The organism is Ancylobacter sp., assembly GCF_965229075.1.
Taxonomy (GTDB): domain Bacteria; phylum Pseudomonadota; class Alphaproteobacteria; order Rhizobiales; family Xanthobacteraceae; genus Ancylobacter.
On record NZ_CBDDIO010000001.1, the window covers coordinates 610200 to 635634 of the forward strand.

Sequence of the window (25435 nt, forward strand, 5' to 3'; positions counted from 1 at the left end):
GGGTCTGGATCAGCGAGACGCCCCAAGGGGGCACCACGCCGGCGCCGAATCGGCATCTGGCGGAGGGCTCGCAGACGCCGCGTGCGTGGACGTGGTGAAGCGCCGTGCTGCCGTCGGCCGCGCCCGAAGAGGCTGCCCCTTCTGCCGGCCGCAAGCTGTAGAAACGTGGCTGAAAGAACACGCCCCGCTCGCTTACACTCGGAAATACAACGAACGGCCTGCTGCGGTGTTGTGAGCAGGTGCCCCAGCGTGGAATCGTACAAAGATACCGTCGCTCCGTCGGTAGGTTTTAGGCTGGGGTGCCCATGCGTCCGTCAATTGTCGTTGCCACGCCCGGCCCTTCGTCCGGTCGAGCGGTGTCCGGCCTGCGCGCCACGCTGCTCACCTCCGCCGCGCTGCTGATGCTCACCGCGTCGGCTGGCGCGCTGGACCTCAACATCGGCGGCGATGGCGGCAAGGGCGGCGAAGGCACCGCGGGCGGCAAGGCTGGTTATACGACGGCAGGCGGCTCCGGGTCGGATGGATCACTTAACGGGACGGAGGGTGGCGGCGGCGGCGGCGCCGGTTCCAGCGGCGGCCAGGGCGGCGTCGGCGGCGGCGATGAGGGCGGCGGGACTGCCGGTATCGGTGGAACCGGACCCGGCGCCAATGGCGGCGCCGGAGGGGATGGTGCGGCAGCCGGTGGCGGTGGTGGCGGTGCTGCACACGGCTATGTCGGCACTGCGGCCGGCGTCGATAACCCGTCCAGCAGCTTCACAGGCGGCGCGGGCGGGAAGGGCGGCGATGGCGGTGGCGGCGGCGGTGGCGGCGGTGGCGGCGGCTTCGGCGCGGTGGTCTCGGTTGGCGGCGGAGCCACGACCATCGGTGCCGTGTTCTCCGGCGGCGCCGGCGGCGCCGGTGGCGGGGGTACAAATGGTGGCTTTGGCGGCGGTGGCGGCGCCGGCCTCGTGCTTCAGATCCTTGACGAAGACGCCAATGTGACCTTCGCCGCCACAGGCTCAGCCAGCGGCGGTGTCGGTGGTGATGCCGGTTTGGGTGCTGACGCGTATGACATCGCGGCAGGAGGGGCGGGCGGCGCGGGCCTGGTCTTCACCAATCAGTCGTTCAGTCCGGCGGTTCTGACGTTGCAGGGCACAGCGACCGGCGGAGCCGGCGGTGACGTTATCTCGGGCGGTTATCAGGGTGGCCAAGGCGGAATGGGGCTCTATGTCCAAACCGTCGCAGGCTTCGGCACGTCCACAATAAATGTAAACGCGGCCGTGTCTGGCGGTGCGGGCGGCGCGGCCGACAACGCATTCGCGTTCAAAGCCGGATCGGGGGGGATCGGTATCTTCGCCGGCAACGGGGCTGATCTCGCTGAATCCGGGACCTCCATTCTCAACATCAACGCGAATGTGACGGGCGGCGCTGGCGGCACCCTCACTCAGGGCTTCAACGCCGCGGCTGGCGATGGCGGCACCGGTGTCCTCGCCTACACCTCCACGATCACCGTCGCCAGCGGCGCCACCGTTTCCGGTGGTGCCGGGGGGGTGGCGGACCCGTCCTTTATCGATGGTGCCGGCGGTGTCGGCATCGCGGCCACCAATTCCAAGATCATCCTCGACGGCGCCGTCACCGTGCAGGGCGGCCTCGGCGGGGACGGAACGACCCGCGCCGCCGCCATCTCTTTTGGTACAGGCACCAACTCGCTCGAACTGCGCGGCGATGGGGAGGGTGACCTCGCCGATCTCCTCGGCGGCATCACCCATTTTGGCAATGCCGACACGCTCATCCTTGGCGGCACCAACAATGTGACCATTGACGCCACGACGCTGGGCGGCTTCTCCGGCGGTTTCGGCCTGCTGGTGAAGAGCGGCACCTCGACCTGGACCCTGACCGGTGACCTCTCCGCCAGCACGGTTCCCTGGACGCTCCGGGAAGGCACGCTCTCGATCAGCGACGACAAAAGCCTCGGCGATGTCTCGGCGGCGGTCGCGATGGAGGGCGGCACGCTGGCTGTAACCGAAACCCTCACCACCTCGCGCGGCTTCACCCTTGGCAATGATGCCGGCGAGTTGGGCGGCACCTTCTCCGTCGCCGCCGACAAGACGCTGACGATCGAAAGCGGGCTCAACGGCAGCGGCACCTTGACCAAGAGCGGGGCCGGCACGCTGGTCCTTACCAAAAACAACACGAAATACGACGGCGCCGTCACCATCGAAGCCGGCACGGTGGCGCTGGTGAATCAGGGCAGTCTCAACGACGCCAGGAGTGTCACGCTAGGGAAGGCGACGCTGGACATTTCGGGCACCAAAAATGGCGCACGGATCAGGAACCTCGCCAGCACCGAGGCGGACAGCCGGATCGTCCTCGGCGCGAAGACCCTCTCGGCGGACGTGACGGCGGCCACCAGCTTCGCAGGTGTCATCGAAGGCACGGGCGGCGTGACGGTGATTGGCGGTGGCGAGTTCACGTTGAGCGGAGACAATACCTATACCGGGACGACCGAGGTCAACGGGGCCTCTCTCTATATCGGCGCCGGCGGCACCACCGGCTCGGTGGCGGGGGATATCACGGTCGACGGGTTGAGCATGCTGGTCTTCAACCGGTCAAACAGCACCACGATCGCCAATAATATCACCGCTTCGGCGGGGACGGTGGTGGCCTTCAGCGGCGGCGGTACGTTCACCTATACCGGTGCCACCGGTATCGACAGCTATGTGTCGGTGCAGAACGGGGCGACGCTGCACCTGGCCGGCGACCAGTTCGCCGGCGCCAACACCTTGACGGTCGACGATGGCTCGGTCCTCAGCGGCAACGGCACGGTCAACATCGTCGCCATCAACCCCGGCGGAACGCTGGCGCCCGGCAATTCCCCGGGCCAGATCAATGTTTCCAGCCTCAGCTTTACCGTTGATTCCACCTACCGCGTGGATGTGACCCCGTCCGGGGAGCATGATCTCGTTATTGCCAGCGGGCTCGTGGACATCGATCCGGGCGCCAAGGTGGAGCTCGTCGCCGCGCCCGGCAAATATGCGGCGGACAGCCGTTACGCCATCATCACCGCGGCGGGCGGCGTCACCGGCACCTTCGGCAGCGTGACCGAGAATTACGCCTTCCTTGACGCTGCGCTCGAATACGACCCGACCAATGTCTATCTGCTGCTGACCACCAACGACGCCAGCTTCGCCTCCTATGCCCGCACGCCGAACCAGTTCAGCACCGCCGTGGCGGCGCAGGCGCTGGGGAACGGCAATGCGATCTATGACGCGCTGCTGCAACTGCCGGAAAACGCCGTGCCCGCCGCCTTCGACGCGCTGTCGGGCGAGGCCTATGCCTCGGTGAGCAGCGTGCTGCAGCAGCAGTCGATCTATGTCCGCGACGCGGTGAGCGGGCGGCTGCGCCAGGCGCTGACCGCGCCGGGCGTCTCCCCGCTCGCCTATGGTCCCGGCCCGGTGAAGGCGCAACTGGCGGAGGGCTACACGCCGACCCTGTGGGCGCAGGGCTATGGCGGCTGGGGCAACACCTGGTCCAATGGCAACGCCGCCAGCATTTCCAACACCCTCGGCGGCTTCCTCATGGGCGCGGATGTGTCGGTGGCGGACAATGCCCGCGCCGGCCTGTTCGGCGGCTATAGCCGCTCGACCTTCGATGTCGACGGGCGTTCCTCGTCGGGCTCGGCGAATAATTACGATCTCGGCCTCTATGCCGGGGCGCAGTTCGGCGCCGTGGCGCTGCGCGGCGGCGCCGCCTACACCTGGCACGACCTGACGATGTCGCGCAGCGTGGTGTTCCCGGGCTTCGCCGAGTCGCTGAAGGGCAGCGACACGACCGGCACGGCGCAGGTCTTCGGCGAGATCGGCTATGATGTCGAAGTGGGCGCCATCGCCTTCGAGCCGTTCCTCGGCCTCGCCTATGTCAATGTGTCGGGCGCCTCGCTGGGTGAGCAGGGCGGGGCGGCGGCGCTGTCCGTCTCGACCGACGAGATGAGCACGTTCTATTCCACGCTCGGCGTGCGGCTGGCCACCACGCTGGAAGTCGGCGGGCGCACGCTGACCCCCTATGCGACGCTGGGCTGGCAGCATGCCTTCGGCGATGTGACGCCGAACTCGACCATGCAGTTCGCCGGTGGGCTGACGCCGTTCAGCGTGTCGGGCGTGCCGGTGGCGGAGAATGCGCTGCTGCTGGAAGCAGGGCTCAGCTACGCGCTCTCGCCCACCGCGCAGATCGGTGCCACCTATGCCGGCCAGCTCGCGGGTGACGCCTCGCAAAACGCCTTCACCGCCCAGTTCTCGCTGAAGTTCTGAAGCCGGAGCGGGCGGGCGCGGCGCGGAGTTCTTCTTCCGCGCCGAACACGCTGCGCCCGCCATAGCGGGGCGACGAGTCGAGTTCGTCAGCGACGATGGCGTCCCAGTCGCGCCCGTCGGCGACGCGCTCGATCTGGCGCGCCTGCTCGTCGAGCCGGCGGATGGCGGCCAGCTCCTCCGACTGCCCGAGCTTGGCCTTGCGCACCGCCGCTTTCATCACCGCGATGGTGTGGTCATAGACCTTGAGCGGCACCGGAAAGGGATGCCGGTCCTTGCCGCCATGCGCATAGGAAAAGCGCGCGGGATCGGAGAAACGGCACGGCGCCCCGTGCACCACTTCCGCCACCAGAGCGAGCGCTTCCACCGTGCGGGCGCCGACGCCCGGCACCAGCAGCAGATCGGTGAAATCTTCGGGGCCGCGATCCGCCGCCGCCGCCAGCGCCGCCTGCAGGCGCGGCAGCACCACGTCCTTGGCGCGCACCTCGTGATGCGCTGGCAGAATGAGGTGCGGCAGCTCCAGCTGGGTGCTGGGGGGCGTGGTGGGTGCTGCCGCCCCGTCGAGACCCGCGTAAGCGCGGGCGATGCCGTCGGGGCCGAGGCTCTCCAGCAGGTCCAGCTGGCCGCTGCGAGAGCGTGCGGCGCGGGCATCGGCGAGGTTGACGATGTTGCCCTGCGGCGGACCGTCGACGGCGGCATGCGGGTCGTCGAGAAAGCCCTTCAGCCCCTCCGAGAGCCAGTGATAGCGCCGCGCCTGCCGGGAGACGTCGTTCATCCCCTGCTGCACCACCACCCAATGCCCGTCATCGGTGACGATGAACCCGTGGAGATAGAGGTCGAAGCCGTCCTGCACGGCGGCGCTGTCGATCTTGGCGACGAGGCGGCTCGCCTTTCCCAACGCCTCGCCGTCGCAGCCGGTGCGCTCGCCCACAGTCATCAGCTCCTGCGGCGTCTGGCGCGAATGCCGGCCGCGCCCGCCACAGACATGGATGCCCAGCTCGCCGGCGAGCGGCTGCAGGCCGCGCTTGAGCGCACCGATGACGCTGGTGGTGATGCCGGAGGAGTGCCAGTCCATGCCCATGACGGCGCCGAAGGACTGGAACCAGAAAGGATGCGCCAGTCGGCGCAGCAGCTCGTCGCGGCCATAGTGATGGACGATGGCCTCGCTGATGACCGCGCCGAGTATAGTCATCCGCTCCGCCAGCCAGGGCGGAACCCGGCCGGTGTGAAGAGGAAGGTCGGCGCTTCCGGTGCGGCGGGACATGGCTCTCTCGATTCGATGTCCCAGCCTAGCCGGAAGCGATGGTTGGGGCAGTAACGACGGTTAGGCCGTGCCGAGGCCGCGCGCCAGCAGCCGGAACAGCCGTTCCGAGAAAGCGGCGGCATCGCTTGGCCGCTCGCCATCGAGCACGCGCGCCGTGTCGAGCAGCAGATGCGCGGCATCCGCCCGCGTGGCGGCGTCCGTGCTGCCGGCGAGACCGACGATCATGGCGTGGCGCGGGTTGATTTCCAGGATCGGCTTGGCCGCGCTGCCGAGGCGCCCGGACGCGGCGAGGAAGCGCTCATATTGCCGGTCCGGTCCGCTTTCCGAGGCGACGAGGCAGACGGCGCTGTCAGTGAGGCGGTCGGAGGGGCGCACATCGGCGACCTCCTCGCCCAGCTCGGCCTTCAGCGCGGCGATGAGGGCCGTCACCTCCTCGCTCGCCGTGTCGACCGGCGCGGCCTGCGTGTCCAGGAGCGGAATCAGCCCGAGATCGGCGGCGCCCTGTGTGATCGACTTGAACGGCTTGCCCTCATAATCGAGGCCGTTCGCCACCCAGAAGGCGTCGACGGGATCGGCCAGCAGCAGCACCTCGATGCCGCGCGCGCGAAAGCCTTCGAGATGCGGAGAATGGGCGATGCGCGCCGCGTCGTCGCCGGCGATGTAATAGATCGCGGTCTGGTTCTCCTTCAGGCCGGCGGCGTAGTCCTTGAGGCTGCGCGTGCCCTCGCCGGAGGCGGTGGTCTTGAAGCGGGCGAGGTTCAGCAGCTGCTCGCGGCGCTCGAAATCCTCATACAGACCTTCCTTGATCACCGCGCCGAAATTCTCCCACACCTTGCCGAACGCCTCGGCATCAGTGTCGGCGAGCTTGGAAAGCTCCGTGATCACCCGGTTGGTCACGCCCTTCTTGATCGCGCCGAGCAGCGGGCTGTCCTGGATCATCTCGCGCGAGACATTGAGCGGCAGGTCGGCGCTGTCGACCACGCCGCGCACGAAGCGCAGATAGCGCGGCAGCAGCTCGGCGTCGTCGGTGATGAAGACCCGCTTCACATAGAGCTTGATGCGGCCCTTGCGATCGGCGTCGAACAGGTCGAAGGGGCGCGCGCCGGGCACGAACACCAGCGCCGTATACTCATGCCGGCCCTCGGCGCGGAAATGCACGGTGAGCGCCGGCTCGTCATACTGGCCGGCGACGCTGCGGTAGAAGTCGGTGTAGTCCTGCGGCGAAATCTCGGAGCGGGCGCGCGTCCACAGCGCCGCGCCGTCGGAGAGGGCAGCCGCTTCCGCGCCGGGCTTCTCGATGAAGCGGATCGGCACCGGCACATGGCCGGACTGCTCCTTGACGAAGCGCTCCAGCGTCCAGCGCTCGGCATAGGCCTTGGCGTCGTCGGCGAGATGGAGCGTGACCGTCGTGCCGCGCGCCGGGGCCTCGTCCAGTGCCACGGGGGCGACGGTGAAGGCGCCCTTGCCATCGGAGGACCACAGCCAGGCTTCCGCGCTGCCGGCGCGGCGGCTGACCACATCCACCTTCGCCGCGACCATGAAGGCGGAATAGAAGCCGACGCCGAACTGGCCGATCAGCTGGGTGCCTTCGGTGGCGCCTTCCTTGGCGCCTTCCTTCCCTTCCGTCTCGGCGATGCGGTCCATGAAGCTGCGCGTGCCGGAGCGGGCGATGGTGCCGAGCGCCTCGATCAGTTCGTCGCGGCTCATGCCGATGCCGTTATCGGCGATGGTGAGCGTGCCGGCCTCCGGATCGGCCGAGAGGGTGATGGCGAGGGCGGGATCGGCGCCGAGCAGTTCCGGTTGGGTGATCGCCTCGTAGCGCAGCTTCTCGCAGGCATCGGCGGCGTTGGAGATCAGCTCCCGCAGGAACACGTCGCGGTCGGAATAGACCGAATGCACCATCATGTGCAGCAGACGGGAAACATCGGCCTCGAAAGGGCGGCTCTCAAAGGTCTCGGTGGTCATGGCGAACCGTCACATGGATGAACGAGGCGCCTGAGATGGCAAGACCGGCGCCAGAGATCAAGACGGGCGGGTACTCCGCAACGCTCCCTCACGATGCCGCTCCCGGCGGGGCGATGGAGGAGCCACCGGAACGAAAGCTCCAAAATGGAAGTAGTTGCAATGTAAATGTTCGTAGAACCCATTATTGGTGTGAGGGTAGGGCCGCCAGTTGAATAAACGGACAATGCAATGTTCGCTGCGAACAGCAAACGCAAGCTCGAAGCCATTGGTCGGACGCAGGCTCTTATCGAATTCGACACGCACGGCATTATTCGCGATGCCAATGCCAAATTTCTCGAACTTATGGGCTATTGCAAAGCCGAGATCATCGGCAAGCACCATCGGATGTTCGTCCTTCCTGAGGAGCAGGAGAGCAACGACTATCAGGATTTCTGGCGGTCGCTGCGCGCGGGAGAGGCGCAGGCGCGTCAGTTCGTGCGAGTGACCAAAGACGGACGGGAGGTATGGATTCAGGCGGCCTACAACCCGGTTCTGGACCGATCCGGCCGTGTCGCCTTCATCATGAAGGTCGCCACCGACATCACCGAGAAGAAGAAGGCCGAGGCCGAACTCCAGAGCATGGCCAATGCGGTGAACCGCGCGCAGGCGGTCATCGAGTTCGACCTCGACGGCAATGTCCTCGCCGCCAATGAGAATTTCCTGGCGGTGATCGGCTATGGGCTCACAGAGATCCAAGGGCGCCATCACAGCATGTTCGTCATGCCGGAGGAGCGGGAAACCTCGGCGTACCGACAGTTCTGGAACGAACTGCGTCAGGGCAGATACGTCGCCGGCGAGTTCCACCGGGTGGCGAAAGGCGGCCGCGATGTGTGGATCATGGCCTCCTACAATCCAGTCTTCGACCCGAAGGGCAGGGTGTACAAGATCGTCAAGTTCGCCACCGACATCACGCGCGAGGTCGAGGACCGCAACCGCCGCAACCGGCGCCGCCAGATCGGCGCCGAAATCAAGGAGATCGCCGACGCGCTGGCGGTGACCAGCCAGCAGGCCGTCGGGGCCGTCGCGGCCTCGACGCAGGCATCGAACAGTGTCGAGAGCATCGCGGCGGCGGTGGAGGAGATGGCGAGTTCGATCGGTGAGATCACCCAGCAGGCGTCGCGTTCGGTCACCATCGCCCGGGAGGCGTCGACCGAAGCGGAGCGCACCAGCGCTGTGATAGCCGGTCTGACAGCGGCGGCGCAGAGGATAGGCACGGTGGTCGAACTCATCAATCAGATCGCCGGCCAGACCAATCTGCTCGCCCTTAACGCGACCATTGAGGCCGCGAGGGCCGGCGAGTCCGGCCGGGGTTTCGCCGTGGTGGCCACGGAGGTGAAGACGCTCGCCGCGCAGACCTCGCATGCAACCGGAGAGATATCGGCGCAGATTTCGGCCGTCCGCGACTCCACGCTGAGCGCCGTTGCGGCGATCACAAGGATCGCGACCACCATTTCCACCATCAACGACGTGTCCGCCAGCATTGCCAGCGCCGTGACCGAGCAGGCCGCCGTCACCAGCGAGATTTTCGCGCAGCATGCACGGCGCCGCCAGCGGCGTGCGGGAGGTGGCCGACCGGCTGCAGTCGATCTCCAGTTCCACCCAGCAGATCGAGGCGGCGAACCGCAAGGTGCGGGAAGCGCAGCTCGAAGCGGCCTGACCGCTCACGTCACGCAAATGGCCGCAGCGCCATCCCTGGCGCGGGGCGCGGGAGCATGATGCCGTGCCGATACGCGGCGGGTATGGCCCTAGGCGTCGACCTCCAGCGGCTTTTTCGGAAAGCTGGCGGGGATGTGCGAGAAATGGTGCAGGGAAATGCCCCAGCCCTGGGCCGAGCGGGTCATCACCAGCGAGGTGCGAACGCGCGAGGCAACGACGAGGCCATCGCATCGCGTGTTGCGGATATCGCCGAAACCCTGCGCGGCGATGATCGTGGGCGAGATTTCGCGGACCTCCTGATCGACGAGGCTCAGTGTGACCCCGCTATAGAGGCCGACATAATAGGAAAAATACGCCTCGATCGCGGACCGGCCGACGAAGAATTCGGGGAGAAGCCCGAAGAACAGGGCGTCATCATTGTAAAGGCCGGCCAGTGCGACAGCGTCCCAGGGCGAGGCGGCCGCGTTCCAGCGGGATTCGACCTCTTTGGTGACCGATAATGGCGACATGATCTCTCCCGTGAATATGTGCTGATGGCGCAAAGCCTCCCGCGCGGAAGACGGCATGGGCTGCCGCCGCGTATCGGGAACGTCAGTGGTGAAGGCACGCTCCGCGCGGACGCTGGCGTGTCAGCGCCGCCGGGTATCGGTTTCAGGCGGCCCTGTTTCCCCGCGCACCGCCGGCCTCGCCGGCTGTGTTGGTCTCGGCGTCGCGCAGAATGAGATCGGACGCCTTTTCCGCGATGACATAGACCGCCGCCTGGGTGTTGCCGGAGACGATGGCCGGCATGATGGAAGCATCGGCGACGCGCAGCCCGGCGAGGCCGATCACGCGCAGGGTGGGATCGACCACGGCGGCCGGGTCGGTGCCCATCTTGGCGGTGCCGCTCACATGGTAGATCGTCTGCCCATTGCTGCGGCTGAAGGCATCCCACTCGCCTTCCGTCCGGCAGGCAGGGCCCGGGCTCATCTCATGGGCGACGAAGGACTGCAGCGCCGGCTGCTCGACAATGTGCCGCGCGATCTCCATGCCGCGCCGCATCGTGTCGCGGTCGACCTGGGAGGCGAGGAAGTTGGGACGGATCGCCGGCGGCACGAGCGGGTCGGCGGAGCGGGCATGGATGGAGCCGACGCTTTCCGGGCGCAGCTGGCTGACGCCGATCGTCATGCCGGGCGCGCGGTCGAGGATGCGCTTGGACGCGTCGGCATAGCTCGCGTGCATGAAGTAAAGCTGCACATCGGCATCCTCCAGACCCGGCCGGGTCTTGACGAAACCGAAGGCCAGCCCGGTCCCGAGCGAGAGAATTCCACGGCCGGAAGCGAAATATTGCAGCACGGAGCGGGCGAGCGGCAGGCCGCGCGACTGCTCGTTCAGGGTGATGGGGCGGTTCACCCGCCAGTTCATGCGGGTGCAGAAATGGTCCTGGTAGTTCTCGCCCACCCCGGGCAGCGCCTGCACGACCTCGATGCCGAGTGGCTTGAGAAGGCCGGGATGGCCGATGCCGGAAAGTTCGAGAATGTGCGGCGTCTGCACGCCGCCGGCGCAGAGGATGACCTCACGCCCCGCCCGAACGCTGACCGTCTGCCCGTGCCGCCGGAAGGTAGCGCCCACCGCGCGGCGGCCCTCCACGTCGATTTTCAGCACATGCGCGTCGGTGACGATGGCGAGATTGCGCCTTCCCCGTGCCGGATCGAGATAGGCGGACTTGGCCGACACGCGGCGGCCACGGCGCTGGGTGGCCTGATAATAGCCGAAGCCTTCCTGATGCCCGTCATTATAGTCGCGGTTGAGACCGTATCCGGCCTGCTGGGCGGCGGCGATGAAGGCGTCGGCGAGCGGCGGGCGCAGCCCCACCTCGGTGATCCCTAAGGCGCCGTCGCCCCCGCGCGTCTCGCCCGCCGGGCCGTCGAACGCCTCGACCTTGCGGAAATAGGGCACGAGCTCGGCGAAGCTCCAGCCGGAGGCGCCGCTCTGCGCCCATTTGTCGAAATCACCGGGCTGGCCGCGTACATAGATCATGCCGTTGATCAGCGAGGAGCCGCCAAGGCCCTTGCCGCGCGGAATGGCGATGGCGCGGCCGTCGGTTCCCGCTTCCGGCTCGGACACGAATTTCCAGTTGAACTTGGTATCGACCAGCAGCTTGGAAAAGCCGGCGGGAATCGGAATCCAGGGACTGCTGGGCTCGCCGCCGGCTTCCAGAAGCAGCACGTCGTGGCGGCCATTCGCCGAGAGGCGGTTGGCCAGCACGCATCCCGCCGTGCCGCCGCCAATGATGATGTAGTCGTAGGTCGTCTTCATGGGACTGGACCGGTGTGGAGTTGCCCGTTCGGTCAGGAACGGCCGGACGGCGTGCGCCGTGAATGGCGCACGCCCGCAGGCTCAATCCGCGCGGCCTCCCGGTCAATGCCGGGGGGCGCGCGGCGTCAGGCGGTGATCGCGCCGGTCAGTCGTAGAAGTCGGGCGCCTTCTTGAAGCTTGGCCAGGAATCGGGGTCGTGCCCCGGCACCACCATGGCGTTCTCCCGCTCGGCGATGCGCCGCAGCTTGCGCACCGAGGCCGCCACTTCGATGGCCGAGGTGAGGGCGCCCGGCAGGCACTTGTCGTTCCAGTGCTCGAAGGTGTAGGCGGCGTCGATGACGAGCAGGATCGGGCCGGAATTGGGCAGGCGCACCATGATCGACTGGTGGCCGGGGCTGTGGCCGGGCGACTGATAGGTCTGGATCACGCCGTCGCCATAGAGGTCGAAGCCGTCCTCGTCCTCCAGGAACTCCCATTGGATGCCCGGCTTGAGAATGTCCTTCATCACATAGCCGAGCTTCATGTACCAGTCGGCGCTGAACGCCCACTCATACTCACGGCGCTGCACGATGTGCTTGGCGTTGGGAAAGTTCCCGCAGGCGCCGGTGTGGTCGAGATGCAGGTGGGAGTGGATGACGTATTTCACATCCGCCGGATCGAAGCCCGCCTGTTTCAGCCGGTTCACGCAGCCATCCTCGGGGTCCATCAGCGGGTAGTATTTCTTGGTCAGCTCGCCCCAGTGTCCTTCGGGGTCGCGGGCCGCTTCCACCGCCGTTCCGCCGTCGATCACCACATTGCCGCGCGGATGGGTGATGAAGAACCACGGAATCGGGGTGAAGAAGTCCTCTTGGCCGTGGCCAAGCTTGATGTCGACTTCCTTCTGGCGAATGCGCCCGGTCTGGAAAAAATACAGTCGAATGTCGTCGCTCATTGGCGTCCTCCACGCGTGTCGGTTTGTCGTGCCGCAGCGTCGGGACGAGCCCGCGCCACCGGCTGATTGTTGGAAGCGCCGGGGCGCTTCGTGGGGTGAGGTCGTGCTCTCCTGTCGCCGTGCTCAGTACAGGCCGTAGACGCGCATATAGGCCGCGAGCGGTGGTCGGATGTGGGTCACGGTCAGCTCTTCCAGCCGGGCCATGTCGCGCGCCCGCATGGCCGCAATGATGTCCCAGTGGTCCTGCAGGGATTTCAACGACGAGCCCTGTTCGATCAAGGCGCGGGAGATGATGGCCGAGGCGCGCAGCCAGTAGTTCAGCTGCAGCGCCGCCAGTTCCGCGTTCTTGCAGTAATCGAACTGGGTGGTGTGGAAGAGGTCGTTGGCGTCGACCGCCGCCTCGATCCGCCCCTCCTTGAGCGCCTGCTCATAGGTGGTGTTGATCGCGGTCAGCCGGTCGGCCAGTTCGTCCAGCCGGTCGATGTCGAGCCGGCGCACGCCCTCGGCCTGCAGCATGGCGCGGATGTCGTAGAGGTCCTGCAGCTCGCGCGCCGACAGAGCCCGCACCTCGACGCCGCGATTGGCCTTGCGATCGATGACCCCGATGCGGTCGAGCAGATCGAAGGCCCGCCGGACATTGTGGTTGGTGGCGCCGAAACGCTCGCAAAGGTCGCTCTCGACCAGCCGCTGGCGCGGCATCAGTCGCCCGAGTGCGATGTCACGGCGCAGGATCTCATAGATCTCCTCGGCGCTCATCGCGCTGGGCCGCCTCACATTCTGGGACGACGACATCAAAACCTCCATTGCCCGGCGACGCTAGCGAGAAGAACCATCGGTTGTCAATTCGCTCGATAATAACATCGAGTGCATGATGAAAAAAATTATAGACGAGATTATCGATAATCCGTATACCGATCCGCAGAGGCTTTGCAAAAGCCCGGTTCGAGCGCCGTGAGGGCATTGGGAGGAACCATGAAACGCCATCAGACAGACAGTGACGCCCCGGTGGATGCCGCGGGAGAGACTTCGGATGCGACGACCGCCACGGCGGTGGGCGTGACCCGCCGCGGCCTGCTGGGCGGCGTCGGCGCGGGAATCGGCCTCGCCACCCTGGCGGCGTCCGGCGTCGCCATGCCCGGCATCGTGCGTGCCCAAGGCGCCAAGGTGCGCGTCGGCCTCGGTCTGAATTACGGGCCGTTCAACCAGCCCTGGCGGCGCGGCTGCTGGAAGATCGCGCAGACCGTGACCGAAGGCGGCGGCGAGCTGGTGACGGTGCGCGGCGAGCCTTCCAAGAATTCCGAGCAGAGCTCGGCGCTGGCGTTGCTCGACCGCGACATCAATGTGCTCGTGCTCGGCATCTATTCGCTCGAATCCGAAACCGCCTACATCGTCGACGAGGCCCGCAAGCGCGGCATCAAGACGGTCGGCTTCGTCGTTTCGGTCAAGGATTCGCCGGCGGTGAGCGAGAATACCTGGGCGACGGCGATGACCATCGGCTACCAGATGCAGAACATGCTGGGCCGCCAGGGCACCATTGCGCAGACCGCCGAGGCGCGCGGCTTCTATACGCCGTTCGACATGGAAGCGGACATGCTGTCGCTGATGACCTCCTATGAGCCGCGCATGAAGATGTTGCCATTCATTTCCGGCTCGGTGTCGACGGAAGACCAGATCTCCAAGGGCAGGGACAACATGCTGGCCCTGCTTCAGGCCAATCCCAAGCCGGGTTCGATCGCCGCCTTCATGTCCTGGTGGTGGCCGCTCACCATCGGCGCGGCGCAGGCGATGCAGCAGATGGGGCGCGACGAGATCAAGCTGTTCAACCACTACACATCGGATCAGCTGCTCGCCGGCATCGCCTCCGGCAACGTGCCCGTCGCCTTCTCCACCGACGTGCCCTACCACACCATCGGCGAGCGCGTCGGCAAGCTGGCGCTCCAGCTCGGCCGTGGCGAGAAGGTGCCGAACAACGTCGACTATGTGCCGGTGCCGACCATCCTGCCGCAGGACGCCGCGAAATATCTCGACGAGATCCGCGCCATGGATGCCGCGGCCATCGCCTATCTCAAACCCTTCGGTGGCTGAGGCCGTCGCCGCGAAGGCCGAGGGCGACCCGCCTTCGGCCTTCGCGGCCCACTGGCCTTTGGTTGAAGCGCAGACTTTCCGAGCGCCACGGCGTGATGCCGCTGCCCCGCGCGCACCTCGTGCCGGCGGGCATGGCCCGCTCCGGCGGTAACGCCCCCGACACGCCGCCCCGTCGGGACAGACGGCTCAAGAGGAACGATCATGAGCATAGCTGAGCAGCAGGCCCCGGCATCGGGGACGTCACCCTCTCGCTCCGAGGCGGCGGGACGCGACACCTCCCACCCGCTGGTGCGGTTCCTGCGGGTGTGGGGGACGATCCTCGTCATCCTCCTGGTCGCCGTGGCGTTCTCCTTCGCGTCGCCCTATTTCCTCACGGTTTCGAACATCAACAACATCCTGTTCTCGATGTTCACCTGCGCGCTGCTGTCCATGGGGTTGACCTTCGTGGTGGCGGCGGGCAGTTTCGATCTCTCGATCGGTACCATCGTCACCACCTCCTCGATCGTGTGCGCCCTTTGCATCCCGATCCTCGGCGCGCCCGGAGCCATCGTGGCGGCGCTGCTGGTGTCGATGCTCATCGGCCTGACCAATGGCGTGCTGGTCACGTGGTTCCGCATTTCCGGCATCGTCGGCACCATCGGCGTGATGTTCCTGCTGGAAGGCGCGAACCAGTATCTCACCGGCGGCTATCAGGTGGCGGTGGGCTATGACGAGCACTTCTTCCGCTGGCTGGGTCAGGGGCGCTACGGCTTTATCGCGGTGAAGTCGGTCTTTCTGTTCGTCTTCTTCATCATCGCCTTCATCGTCGCCAACCGGCTGCGCATCGGCCATTACATCAACGCGGTGGGCGACAACCCGCTGGCCGCCTATTACTCCGGCATTCCGGTGTATCGCTGGGTGATTTCGAGCTTCGTCCTCAGCGCGCTGTTCTGCGGCATTGCCGGTGTTTTCCTCGCCTCCACCTCGTCCTCGGCACAGCCGACGGGAGGGGCCGGTTATCTCCTCGAAGCCTTCGCCGCCGTGTTCCTCGGCGCCACCATTCTCGGCAAGGGCAAGCCGCATGTGCTCGGCACGCTGCTCGGCGTGTTCTTCCTCTACATGGTGTCGAACGGCATGACCCAGTTCGGCGTCGACAGCTCCGCGCGCAACATTTTCAACGGCTTCGTCCTGCTCGCGGCCGTGGGCACGAATGCGCTGCTCAACCGCGAAGAACTTCACCTTCGGTTCATCTGAGGTCGGTCATGGATGCGCGCCCCATCATCGAAATCCGCGACCTCCGGAAGGATTTTTCCGGCGTCCATGTGCTCAAGGGCATCGATATGTCGCTTGAGCGCGGCGAGATCCACGGCCTTCTCGGCGAGAACGGCGCGGGCAAGTCGACACTCATCAAGATACTGACCTGCGTCTACACCGCTTCCAGCGGCGAAATCCGCATCGAGGGCGAGTCCTTTCACGGCCACTCGCCCAAGGCGGCCAATGAGGCGGGGGTCGGCGCGGTCTATCAGGACGCCGAACTCGCCTGGAACATGACGGTGGCGGAGAACCTGCTGCTCGGCAGCGAGCGCCGCTGGATCGACCGGCGGGCGATGGAGCGGGAGGCGGGACGCATTCTCACCCGCATCGGTCTCGATATCGACCCGGCCGCCCGCGCCGGCGCGCTCACCGCCGCGCAGATGCAGATGCTGACGCTGGCGACGTTGTTTCACCGCAAGTTCAAGGTCATCATCCTTGATGAGCCGACGGCCCGGCTCTCCGGACGCGAGAGCGAATTGCTGTTCGCCCTCATCCGTCGCTTCAAGGCGGAAGGGCTGACCATCGTCTACATCTCACACCGGCTGAACGAGGTGAAGCTGCTCTGCGACCGGGCGACCATTCTGCGCGACGGCCGCGTCGTCGCCACGCTCGCCCGCGGCGAGATCGACGAAGCGGAGGTGACGCGGCTGATGGTCAACCGCTCGGCCTCGGACCTTGAAATCACCAATCCCGGCCACGCCCGCCCGGAGGTGGCGCTGGAGGTGAAGGCGCTCGGCACCGCCAAGCTGAGCCCGACCAGCTTCCGCGTGCATCGCGGCGAAATCCTCGGCATCACCGGCCCCATTGGCGGCGGCATGGAGCAGATCGAGAAGGCGCTCAGCGGCCTCATCGCCTATCACGGCGACATCTGCGTCGACGGGCGCCCGGTCCGCATCGACAGCCCGTCCGATGCGCTCGACATCGGCGTGGCGCTGATCCCGGAGGACCGGCGCAAGCAGGCGCTGTTCCCCAACCTGACCATGGCCGAGAATGTCGCGCTGCCCATCCTCGACCGGCTCTCGCGTCTGGGTATGGTCGGCGCCGCCGACATTTTGGCCAGCGGCCGAAAGGTGATCGAACGGCTGCAGATCTACCCCGCCGCGCCGGGCACCAAGATGCGCTACTTCTCCGGCGGCAACCAGCAGAAGGCCGTCATCGGCAAATGGCTGAGCCGGGACCAGAAGATCTACATCTTCTCCGAGCCGACCTCCGGCGTCGATGTCGGCGCCATCCGGCAGATCTACGAGATCATGCTGGAAATGGCGCGCGGCGGTGCCGCCATCATCCTGATGTCGACCTCGTTCAACGAACTGCTCTCGCTCAGCGAGCGCATCATGGTCGTGCATTCCGGGCGGGTGGCAGTGGAGCGGCCGCGCGCGGGCTTCGACCGCGACTCGCTACTGGCGGCGACCTTGGCGTCGGAGGTGGCGTGACCGCGTCGCTGCCGGAGGCCCGCGCGGCTGCCGCGAGCCCCGTCCGTGCCGATCTCACGGCCCACGCGCTGCGGCTGCTCGCCCGCAAGACGCCCAGCCTGCGTGCCTCGCTTCGCATGCGCGCCGTCGCCCATGTGCTCGCCGGGGCCAGCCTGACGGAGGCGGCCGCCTGCGCCCACATACGTCCGCGCACGCTGCTGAACTGGATCGCCCGCTACAATGCCGAAGGCGTCACCGGGCTGGCGGATCGTCCGCGCCTGTCATCAAGGCCGGAGTGACAGGGCCGGAGAGGTGGCGCGACACGTCAGGGGCGCCACTTGGTGCCCTGCGCCGCCCGCGCTATCGTCTGCCCATGGACCCGATCCGCATTCTTCTGGTCGACGATCATCCGATTGTGCGCGAAGGCTATCGCCGCCTGCTCGGACGCCAGCCCGGGCTTTCCGTCGTCGCCGAGGCTGGCGATGGCGCGGCGGCGCGGGCGGCGTTCGCCGAGCACCGGCCCGACATCGTGCTGATGGACCTCTCCATGCCGGGCGGGGGTGGTTTTCCGGCGGTGGAGGCGATCCTCGCCGACGATCCCCGGGCGCGCATTCTCATCGTGTCGATGCATCAGGGGGCCGTGTTCGCTCAGAAGGCGATGGCGGCCGGGGCGCGCGGCTTCGTCTCGAAGTCCAGCCCGCCGGACGAGCTGGTCCGCGCCATCGCGACGGTGATGGGCGGGCGGCGCGCCCTCTCCACCGACGTGGCGCAGGATTTCGCCCGCAGCGTGGTCGAGGACGACCCGACTGCCGGCCTCACCCCGCGCGAGCGGGACATTCTCCTCATGCTGATGCGGGGCATGAACGGGCGGGCCATCGCCCGTGATCTCCAGCTCTCGTCCAAGACCGTCCAGAACAACCTGTCGCAGATCCGGGCCAAGCTGGGCGCGTCCGGCGACGCCGACCTCGTGCTCAAGGCGCAGCGCGCCGGCCTCGTGCCCGTGCCCTGATGCGCGGCCTTGTTCCGCAGCTCGTCGTGCGGGTGTTGGCCGCCGGGCTGCTCACCCTCGTCGTCGCCGCGGGATGGGTGCTGTGGGACACGGCGCATGCGGCGCGCCGCGACGCGCAGACGACGGCCACGCTCGTATCCGACGCCATCGCCGCCCGCCCCAGCTTCGAGGGGCTGGCCTTCGGCGGCGTGGCGCCGACGCCGGTGTTTCGTGACTGGCAGCAATTTCCGGCCTGGAGCCTCATTGCGCCGGGCATCTGCGTCGAGCTCGGGCCGCGCGACCAGCCGGTACAGCGCCGCTGCGGGCCCTATCTGGCGGCGGCTACGCCGCCGGACTGGTTCGTCTGGTTGGCTGACCGGCTCGGCCTGGTGCCGGCGCCAGTCGCCGTGCCGGTGCGCACACGCTACGTCACCGACGCCTATGTGACGGCGATCGCCGATCCAGGCGTCATCGTCACTCGCGCCTGGGCCCGCACCCGCGACCTGATGCGGGTGGCGGTGGGCATGGCCATCGGCGGCGCGCTGCTGACCGGCCTGCTCATGATCCGCCTGCTGGCGCCGTTCGCAATCGTGGTGCGCGGGATCGAGCGCTTGCAGCATGGCGACTTCGCCGCCCGCCTGCCGCGGCTGCGGGTGACGGAATTCGATCGGCTGAGCCGGGCGGTGAACGACACCGCGGTGGCGCTGCAGGAGGCGCAGGCGGTGCGGGCCGAGCTGACGCGCCGGCTTTTCGCGGTGCAGGAGAATGAGCGGCGGGCGCTGGCGCGTGAGCTGCACGACGAGTTCGGCCAGTGCCTCACCGCCACCCGGGCCATGGCGGCGGCAATCGCGCAATCGGGCGAAAGCACGGCGCAGGACGGGGCGCGCATCGCCGAAATTTCCGGTCAGATGATGGACAGCCTGCGGGCCGAGCTGGCCCGGCTGCGGCCGCCGGACCTCGATGATCTCGGCCTGCGCCCGGCGGTTGAGCGCATGATTGCCAATTGGCGAACGCGCGTGCCGGGGGTCCGTTTCGATCTCACGCTCGCCGGTCCGCTCGACGCCGTGCCCGACGCTCTGGCGCTCAGCCTCTACCGCATCGCCCAGGAATGCGTGACCAACGCCGTTCGGCACGGCACGCCGACGCATATTTCGCTGCACATCGAGGTCGGCGACGCCATCACCCTGACCACCGTCGATGACGGTTCGCCCCGCCATGACGGCGCGATCGACGACGGCTACGGCCTGCTCGGCATCCGTGAGCGGGTCGATGCGCTTGGCGGCAGCTTTGAGCTGTCCCCGGTCGAAAACGGCATGCGCGCGGTCGCCCGTCTGCCGCTCTGACCCGGGTGATCTTCCCGGATCGGGCGGGAGGCTGTCTCTGGCGGCTTCGGCCGGGTCCTCCATGCTGGCGGAGGTGTCTGCCAGGGGAAGCCGCCGCATGAACGAGATGAGCCATCCGGTCGCGCAGCTCGGCACCGCCGTTGCCGCCGGTCTGATAGGTCATGAAGAACTGGTGGAACGGCTGCTGATCGCCCTTCTCGCCGGCGGCCATGTGCTGATCGAAGGACCTCCCGGTACCGCGAAGACGCGCGCGGTCAAGCGGCTCGCCGCGCACCTTCCCGGCAGCCATGCGCGCATCCAGTGCACGCCGGACCTGTTGCCCTCCGACCTTACGGGGACGCAGGTATTCCTCCCCGAGAGCGGCGGCTTCGCCTTCGTGCCCGGTCCGCTTTTCCACGCGCTGGTGCTGGTGGACGAGATCAACCGCGCCCCGCCCAAGGTGCAGTCGGCGCTGCTGGAGGCCATGGCCGAGGGCCAGGTGACCACCGCCGGCGTTAGCCGCGCGCTGCCCGAGCCCTTCATGGTCGTGGCCACGCAGAACCCGATCGAGCACGAGGGCACCTTTCCGCTGCCGGAGGCGCAGATGGATCGGTTCCTGCTGCATCTCTCGCTCGGCCTTCCGCAGGCCAAGCAGGAGCGCGCCATTCTCGATCTGGTCTCGGCCGAGCGCATCGACGCCCCCGCCTTCCTCGCCCTCCCACTCGACGCGGATGCGCTTAGGACCGCGAAGGACGAGGTGGCGCGGGTGCATCTGGCGCCGGCGCTGAAGGACTTCATCGTCCGGCTGGTCATGGCGTCGCGGCCCGGCGGCGCGGTTGCGCAATGGGTGGAGCATCCGATCTCGCCGCGCGGCACGCTGGCGCTGGCGGTGGCGGCGCAAGCGCGCGCCTGGATCCGGGCGCGTGACTATGTGCTGCCGGAAGATGTCATCGCGCTGGCGCCCGATGCGCTCGCCCACCGGCTGATCCCGAGCTGGTCGGCCATCGGCGAGGGGCGGACCGGGCGAACGCTCGTCGCCGACATCCTGCAGCGGGTCGAGCCATGGTGAACCCCGCTTTGGCGGCGCCGGGCCTTCGGCTTGAGGCGCGCGAATTGCTGGCGCTGCGGGAGGGGGTACCGAGGACCGGGCGCGCCCAGCCAGCGTCCCGCCGTCCCGGCGCCGTTCCCGCCCGGCCGCCGGGCGCGGGCATGGATCTGCGCGAGATTCGCGCCTTTGCCGAGGGCGATGACGCCCGCCGCCTCGACCCTTCCGCCACCGCCCGCACCGGCATTCCGCATATCCGCAGCTTTCACGAGGACCGGGACGATACGCTGCTGCTGATCGTCGATTTCCGCCGGCCCATGTTGTGGGGCACGGGCGCCGCGCTGCGCTCGGTGCGCGCGGCGCGGCTGGCGGCGCGGCGAGGGTGGCAGGCGGTGGCGCGGGGGGGCTCGCTGGCGGCGATCGGCGTCAGCGCCGAGGGTCTGGCTATCGTACCGCTGGCCGGCGGCGTCCCGCAGATGGTCCGCATCAGCCACATGCTCGCCAGTTGCCACGACCGCGCGCTCGGGGGCGGCGGCGGGTCGCCGTCGCTGGATGAGGGGCTGACCCGCGCCGTGCGGCTGTGCCCACCCGGCGGCGAGGTGCTTGTCGCCACGGGGCCGGACGGCGTTGCGCCGGAGGACGAGCCGGCCTTGGCCCGGCTTGCCCGCCGCCGTCTGGTCCGGGTCCTGTTGCCACTGGACAAGATCGAGACCGCGCCTCCCGCCTTGGCGCTGCCGCTCAGGGCCGGCGGGCTTGCCCGCCTCGCGCGGCTGCGCCCGTTCGACCACGCCGCGCTGGCGCAGCGTCTCCGCGTCCTGAATGTCGGCCTCCAGGTGATCGCCGATGACGCAGGCTGAACTCATTGCGGCCCTGCCGGAAGGGCGCCTGCCGCCGGCACTCATGCAGATGAGCGCCGCCGACCTGCTGCTGCTGTTCGGCGCCGGGCTGCTGGTCGCGGCGCTGCTCGCGCTGCTGGCGGCCCCCTTCGTCAAGCGGCGTCCGTCGCGGCGCACGCTCATTCGCGCCACAAGGGGGCTGCCGCCACAGGAGCGGGTGCTGGCGATCGGCCGCCTGCTCGGCCATCTGCCGGAGGAGCTGCGCGCCATGGCCTATGGCGGCGCCCCGCCGCTGTCGCCGGAAACGGTCGAGCGCATCGCTCTTAAGGCGCGGCGGGCGCGGCGATGATCGGCTCTGTCTCTCTCGCCTTTCCGCTCGCCCTGCTGCTGCTTCCCCTGCCGCTGCTGGTGCGCCTGCTGCCGACGGCGCGGGCGCCGGGGGATGCCGGACTGACTGTGGCGCCCGCCACCTTCGCCGCGGCGCTGCCAGCGCGGCACGGCGAGGATCGGGCCGGGCAAGCGGTTCTCCTCGCGGCCTGGAGCGCGCTTGTTCTGGCGCTCGCCGGCCCGCAGGTCGCCGCGACGCGCGATCTGGTGACGGCGTCGGGCCGGGAAATCCTGCTGGCCCTCGACCTCTCCGGCAGCATGCTGAAGGAGGATTTCGTTCTCGATGGCGCCCCGCTCTCGCGGCTGGAAGCGGTCAAGCGCGTCGCCGCGCGTTTCGTGGCGGCACGCCAGGGCGACCGGATCGGGCTGGTGATCTTCGGCGACCGGGCCTCTGTCGCGCAGCCACCGACCTTCGATGTCGCGTCCGTCGCCCGCGCCATCGAAGTCGCCCAGATCGGCATTTCGGGCCGCTCCACCGCCATTTCGGACGGGCTGGGGCTGGCGTCGCGCCGGATCATGGGCAGCGACGCCACCACCAAGGTCGTGGTCCTGCTCTCGGACGGGGTGGATACGTCGGGCAAGGTTCTGGCGTCAGATGTCGCGCGGCTGGCGGCCGGCCATGGGGTGCGGGTGCATACCATCGCGCTCGGTCCCGAGGATCTCGAACATCAGCCGGCGTCGCGCGATGCCGTGGACGCGGTCGCCTTGCGGGAGATCGCCGAGGCCGGAGGGGGCACCAGCTTCCGCGTGCGCAGCATGGCGGATCTCGAAGCGATGGCGGCGACGCTGGATGAGCTTGAGCCGAACCCGATGAAGCGCCCGCCGCTGCGCTATTGGCGCCCGCTCTGGATGTGGCCCGGCGGCGCGGCGCTGGCACTGGTGGTGCTGCTGGCGGCGTGGAGGCGAAGATGAGCGATCTCGTTCTCCTGCGTCCCGGGTGGCTCCTTATACTGCCGGTGCTCGCCGCCCTCGCGCTGTGGCACTGGCGGCAAGGACCCGCCGCCGGCGGCTGGGAACGGGTGATGCCACCGGTGATGTTCGAGGCGATGCGGGCACTGGGGCATTTGGGGGGAGGGGCCCGCCGCCAGGGCGTCGCCTTGTTCGCGGCGGCGCTCTTGCTCAGCCTCGGCCTGTGCGGTCCCGCCGTGCCGCGCGCGGATGCGCCGGTGCTAGCGGGCAGCGGAGCGGTTCTCATCGCCCTCGACATGTCGCCATCGGTCGCGCAAGGCCCGGCTCTTGCCGACGCGCAGGCCGCCGCCGCCGCTCTTCTGACGGCCTTATCCGGACGGCCGGTGGGCATGCTGCTCTATTCCGGCGAGGCGTATGAAGTGGCTGCGCCCACGGCCGACCCCGCGACGCTGGAAAGCCAGATTGCCGTGCTTGCCCGCGACACGATGCCGAGCGGTGGCAGCCGCCCCGCGAGTGCGCTGGCGCTGGCGCGGCAAATGCTGAGGGCGAGCCCGGACGCCGATCTCGTGCTGATTTCCGATGGCGGCGGTGTCGACGGTGCCGCCCAGGCGGAGGCCGAGCGTCTCGCCGGCGATGGCGTGCGGCTTTCCGTGCTCACCTTGACCGGATCGGCCGGCGGCGTGAGCGATCTCGCGGCGCTTGAAGCGCTGGGAAGCCTCGCCGCGCCTGCCCGTGCCCCTTCCCCCGTTCTGGCCCGGCTGGCGCAGCGGGGCGGTCTGGAGCGCGATCCGGCACTCTCGACGCTGGCCTATCTCGATGTCGGCCCGTGTCTCGCGGCGCTGGCGGGGCTGCCCTTGCTGGTCCTGTTCCGGAGGCGCGGATGAACGCCGGCCTGCGCCCGCGTCTCGCTCTCGTCGCCGTGCTCGGGCTCGCCTGCGTGCTTGCTGCCGGCCCCGCTGCCTGGGGGCGCCTTCTGCTGAGATTCGGCGCGCCGGGCACGGCCGCGCGCGTGCTGGACGATCCGGCGGCGCGGGGGCTCGCTCTGTACCGGGCGGGCGACTATGCCGGCGCCGATGCCGCCTTCGCCGAGGCGGGGCGAAGCCAAACCTTCAATCGTGCGCTGACACTTGCCGCCACCGGACAGCACGCGCTCTCTGTCGCCTATGTCGATGCGGTGCTCTTCGCCAACCCGTCCGACGACGAGGCGCGCCGGCTCCGTGATCTGGTCGACGCGATGGTGCCGAAGACGACGGGTGAGACCACCGTGCCGGGCCGGTTGCCCGGCGCGGGCGGCCTCGCCCCCGGCGACCCGATGGAGGCGCCGATCATCGCCAGCACGCCCGATCCCACCTGGAAAAAGCCGATTGAGGCGCGCGGGTTCGCGGCCTCGGATGCGTGGCTTGAGACGCTGGCCGACGATCCCGGCGAATTCCTGCGCTTGCGTCTGCGCAAGGAGTATGAGCGGCGGGCCGGCCTCGGCCTGCTGCGACCCGAGGAGGCCGAAACATGGTGAGGTGGGTCGGCCTGTTGCTGCTTCTGATCGCCGGCGACGCCTATGGCGACGGCCTGCGCCTGCTGCTGCCGGAGGGCGCGCGGCCCGTCGTCGGCGAGATGATCCCGGTGACGCTGAGGGGCGAATACACCAGCCGCATCGCGCTGGAGACGCTGACATTCCCCAGTTCGGAGGATTATGACTGGCTGCAGCTGGCGCGCGACCAGTGGCGCGACGAGGAGATTGCAGGGCGCACCGTTCGGGTGTTCGAACGGCGCCTTGCCGTCTTTCCCCGCCATGCCGGAACGCTGACGCTCGGCCCGGTGACGCACCATCTCATCGTTGTCGATGAGAAGAACCTGCGGGCCCCGCTCGACGTCGTGGCGCCGCCGGTCAGCCTCGCCGTTGCGCCGTATCCCGGCGAGGGCGCACCGTTGTCGGCCCGCCAGCTGACGGTCGAGGATGCCCTGTCGGCCGCGCCGGGCGCGCTGCGCGATGGCGAGACGCTGGTGCGCCGCGTCACGCTGACGGCGGAGGGCACGCTGCCGCACAGGCTGCCGCCGCGCCCCGTGCTGCGCGCGCCATGGCTGATCAGCTTCGCCGCGCCGGAACAGCGCGACATGCGGCCGACCCCCGCCGGCCCGGTGACGACGGTTGTGTGGGAATGGCATCTGCGGCCCACGACCGGGGAGCCCGGCGTGCTGCCACCTGTCCCCATCCCGTGGTTCGACACGGCAAGCCGTACGATGAGGACAGCGGAAATCCCCGCGCTGCCTTTCGGCTATGCCAGCTTCCACGACAATCGGAGCGGCACCGGCCGGCTGCCGGCTGGGTCTACGGCGGCCGGTGTGGCAGCCGGGATCGCGGGGGCGCTGACCGGGCTCGGCCTGTGCCTTGCCGGACTCGCACCGCGCCGGCGACCGCAGCTGCTGCGCGCGCTTCGCCGGCTCTCGCCCATTGATCCGACGCGGCAACAACTGAAGCGCGTGGCCCGCTCCGGAGACCTCTTTGCCCTTCGCCGGGCGTGCGACGCCTATCTGCGCCGCCGCCGCGACCTCGGGCTGAAGGTGAGCGGATGCGAGACCGCCGCTCTCGATGCCGCGCTCTATGGGCGCGATGCCGGGGACGGCGCATTCGACCGGCAGGCCGCCGTGGACGCCGTTCTCGCGGGGAAAGCAGGGCAAGGGAGAGCCCGCGCGCACCCCTAAAGGGCGTCACGGCCCTGTGCCC

General features: G+C 68.5%; 21 protein-coding genes. 15 read left to right on the forward strand and 6 right to left on the reverse strand.

Annotated elements, in window-relative coordinates; all coding sequences use genetic code 11:
• Positions 1 to 305 precede the first annotated feature (305 nt).
• A complete protein-coding gene (locus ACO07Z_RS03100; RefSeq protein ID WP_421697350.1) occupies positions 306 to 4286 on the forward strand; it encodes an autotransporter domain-containing protein in 3981 nt (1326 codons plus the stop codon).
• Here the strand turns inward: ACO07Z_RS03100 and ACO07Z_RS03105 are convergent.
• Positions 4258 to 5547, reverse strand: a complete 1290-nt coding sequence (locus ACO07Z_RS03105; protein ID WP_421697351.1) for a DUF763 domain-containing protein — start codon at positions 5545 to 5547, stop codon at positions 4258 to 4260. The genes ACO07Z_RS03100 and ACO07Z_RS03105 overlap by 29 nt on opposite strands.
• Before the next feature lie 60 nt (positions 5548 to 5607).
• The gene (htpG, locus tag ACO07Z_RS03110) at positions 5608 to 7512 is read right to left on the reverse strand and encodes a molecular chaperone HtpG (RefSeq protein ID WP_421697352.1); all 1905 of its coding nucleotides are present in this window, start codon (positions 7510 to 7512) and stop codon (positions 5608 to 5610) included.
• Positions 7513 to 7740: 228 nt separating this feature from the next.
• On the opposite strand from htpG, the gene ACO07Z_RS03115 reads away from it, so the two are divergent.
• Positions 7741 to 9267, forward strand: coding sequence for a methyl-accepting chemotaxis protein (locus ACO07Z_RS03115; RefSeq protein ID WP_421697353.1), 1527 nt, complete (start codon positions 7741 to 7743; stop codon positions 9265 to 9267).
• Positions 9268 to 9296: 29 nt separating this feature from the next.
• On the opposite strand, the gene ACO07Z_RS03120 is transcribed toward ACO07Z_RS03115, so the two are convergent.
• The 4 genes from ACO07Z_RS03120 to ACO07Z_RS03135 form a co-directional block, all read right to left on the reverse strand.
• The gene (locus ACO07Z_RS03120) at positions 9297 to 9716 is read right to left on the reverse strand and encodes a YybH family protein (protein WP_421697354.1); all 420 of its coding nucleotides are present in this window, start codon (positions 9714 to 9716) and stop codon (positions 9297 to 9299) included.
• A 142-nt stretch (positions 9717 to 9858) separates the two neighbouring features.
• Positions 9859 to 11505, reverse strand: coding sequence for a GMC family oxidoreductase (locus ACO07Z_RS03125; RefSeq protein ID WP_421697355.1), 1647 nt, complete (start codon positions 11503 to 11505; stop codon positions 9859 to 9861).
• A gap of 145 nt (positions 11506 to 11650) precedes the next feature.
• Entirely contained in the window at positions 11651 to 12436 is a 786-nt protein-coding gene (gene attM / locus ACO07Z_RS03130; protein WP_421697356.1) for an AttM family quorum-quenching N-acyl homoserine lactonase, read from the reverse strand.
• A 123-nt stretch (positions 12437 to 12559) separates the two neighbouring features.
• The gene (locus ACO07Z_RS03135; protein WP_421697357.1) at positions 12560 to 13228 is read right to left on the reverse strand and encodes a GntR family transcriptional regulator; all 669 of its coding nucleotides are present in this window, start codon (positions 13226 to 13228) and stop codon (positions 12560 to 12562) included.
• Positions 13229 to 13408: 180 nt separating this feature from the next.
• Here ACO07Z_RS03135 and ACO07Z_RS03140 point away from each other — a divergent pair, with 180 nt between their 5' ends.
• From ACO07Z_RS03140 to ACO07Z_RS03200, 13 genes are all read left to right on the forward strand, one after another.
• Positions 13409 to 14521 (forward strand): sugar ABC transporter substrate-binding protein, encoded by a 1113-nt coding sequence (locus tag ACO07Z_RS03140; protein WP_421697358.1) that lies wholly within the window; start codon positions 13409 to 13411, stop codon positions 14519 to 14521.
• A gap of 201 nt (positions 14522 to 14722) precedes the next feature.
• Positions 14723 to 15754 carry an ABC transporter permease gene (locus ACO07Z_RS03145; protein ID WP_421697359.1) on the forward strand — a complete coding sequence of 344 codons (1032 nt, stop codon included), beginning with the start codon at positions 14723 to 14725 and terminating at the stop codon, positions 15752 to 15754.
• An 8-nt stretch (positions 15755 to 15762) separates the two neighbouring features.
• Positions 15763 to 17247 carry a sugar ABC transporter ATP-binding protein gene (locus ACO07Z_RS03150; RefSeq protein WP_421697360.1) on the forward strand — a complete coding sequence of 495 codons (1485 nt, stop codon included), beginning with the start codon at positions 15763 to 15765 and terminating at the stop codon, positions 17245 to 17247.
• The gene (locus tag ACO07Z_RS03155; protein ID WP_421697361.1) at positions 17244 to 17525 is read left to right on the forward strand and encodes a helix-turn-helix domain-containing protein; all 282 of its coding nucleotides are present in this window, start codon (positions 17244 to 17246) and stop codon (positions 17523 to 17525) included. The genes ACO07Z_RS03150 and ACO07Z_RS03155 overlap by 4 nt, the downstream gene beginning before the upstream one ends.
• A 74-nt stretch (positions 17526 to 17599) precedes the next feature.
• Positions 17600 to 18235 carry a response regulator gene (locus ACO07Z_RS03160; protein WP_421697362.1) on the forward strand — a complete coding sequence of 212 codons (636 nt, stop codon included), beginning with the start codon at positions 17600 to 17602 and terminating at the stop codon, positions 18233 to 18235.
• Positions 18235 to 19557: a histidine kinase gene (locus ACO07Z_RS03165; RefSeq protein ID WP_421697363.1), complete on the forward strand. Its 1323-nt coding sequence runs from the start codon at positions 18235 to 18237 to the stop codon at positions 19555 to 19557. The genes ACO07Z_RS03160 and ACO07Z_RS03165 overlap by 1 nt, the downstream gene beginning before the upstream one ends.
• A gap of 97 nt (positions 19558 to 19654) precedes the next feature.
• Positions 19655 to 20605 carry an AAA family ATPase gene (locus ACO07Z_RS03170; RefSeq protein ID WP_421697364.1) on the forward strand — a complete coding sequence of 317 codons (951 nt, stop codon included), beginning with the start codon at positions 19655 to 19657 and terminating at the stop codon, positions 20603 to 20605.
• Positions 20599 to 21438: a DUF58 domain-containing protein gene (locus tag ACO07Z_RS03175; RefSeq protein ID WP_421697365.1), complete on the forward strand. Its 840-nt coding sequence runs from the start codon at positions 20599 to 20601 to the stop codon at positions 21436 to 21438. The genes ACO07Z_RS03170 and ACO07Z_RS03175 overlap by 7 nt, the downstream gene beginning before the upstream one ends.
• Positions 21425 to 21766, forward strand: coding sequence for a hypothetical protein (locus ACO07Z_RS03180; protein ID WP_421697366.1), 342 nt, complete (start codon positions 21425 to 21427; stop codon positions 21764 to 21766). Before ACO07Z_RS03175 ends, ACO07Z_RS03180 begins: the two co-directional genes overlap by 14 nt.
• Positions 21763 to 22716, forward strand: a complete 954-nt coding sequence (locus ACO07Z_RS03185) for a VWA domain-containing protein (protein WP_421697367.1) — start codon at positions 21763 to 21765, stop codon at positions 22714 to 22716. Before ACO07Z_RS03180 ends, ACO07Z_RS03185 begins: the two co-directional genes overlap by 4 nt.
• A complete protein-coding gene (locus tag ACO07Z_RS03190) occupies positions 22713 to 23597 on the forward strand; it encodes a VWA domain-containing protein (RefSeq protein WP_421697368.1) in 885 nt (294 codons plus the stop codon). The genes ACO07Z_RS03185 and ACO07Z_RS03190 overlap by 4 nt, the downstream gene beginning before the upstream one ends.
• Positions 23594 to 24226, forward strand: coding sequence for a hypothetical protein (locus ACO07Z_RS03195; protein WP_421697369.1), 633 nt, complete (start codon positions 23594 to 23596; stop codon positions 24224 to 24226). Before ACO07Z_RS03190 ends, ACO07Z_RS03195 begins: the two co-directional genes overlap by 4 nt.
• Positions 24220 to 25413 carry a hypothetical protein gene (locus ACO07Z_RS03200; RefSeq protein ID WP_421697370.1) on the forward strand — a complete coding sequence of 398 codons (1194 nt, stop codon included), beginning with the start codon at positions 24220 to 24222 and terminating at the stop codon, positions 25411 to 25413. The genes ACO07Z_RS03195 and ACO07Z_RS03200 overlap by 7 nt, the downstream gene beginning before the upstream one ends.
• Positions 25414 to 25435 lie beyond the last annotated feature (22 nt).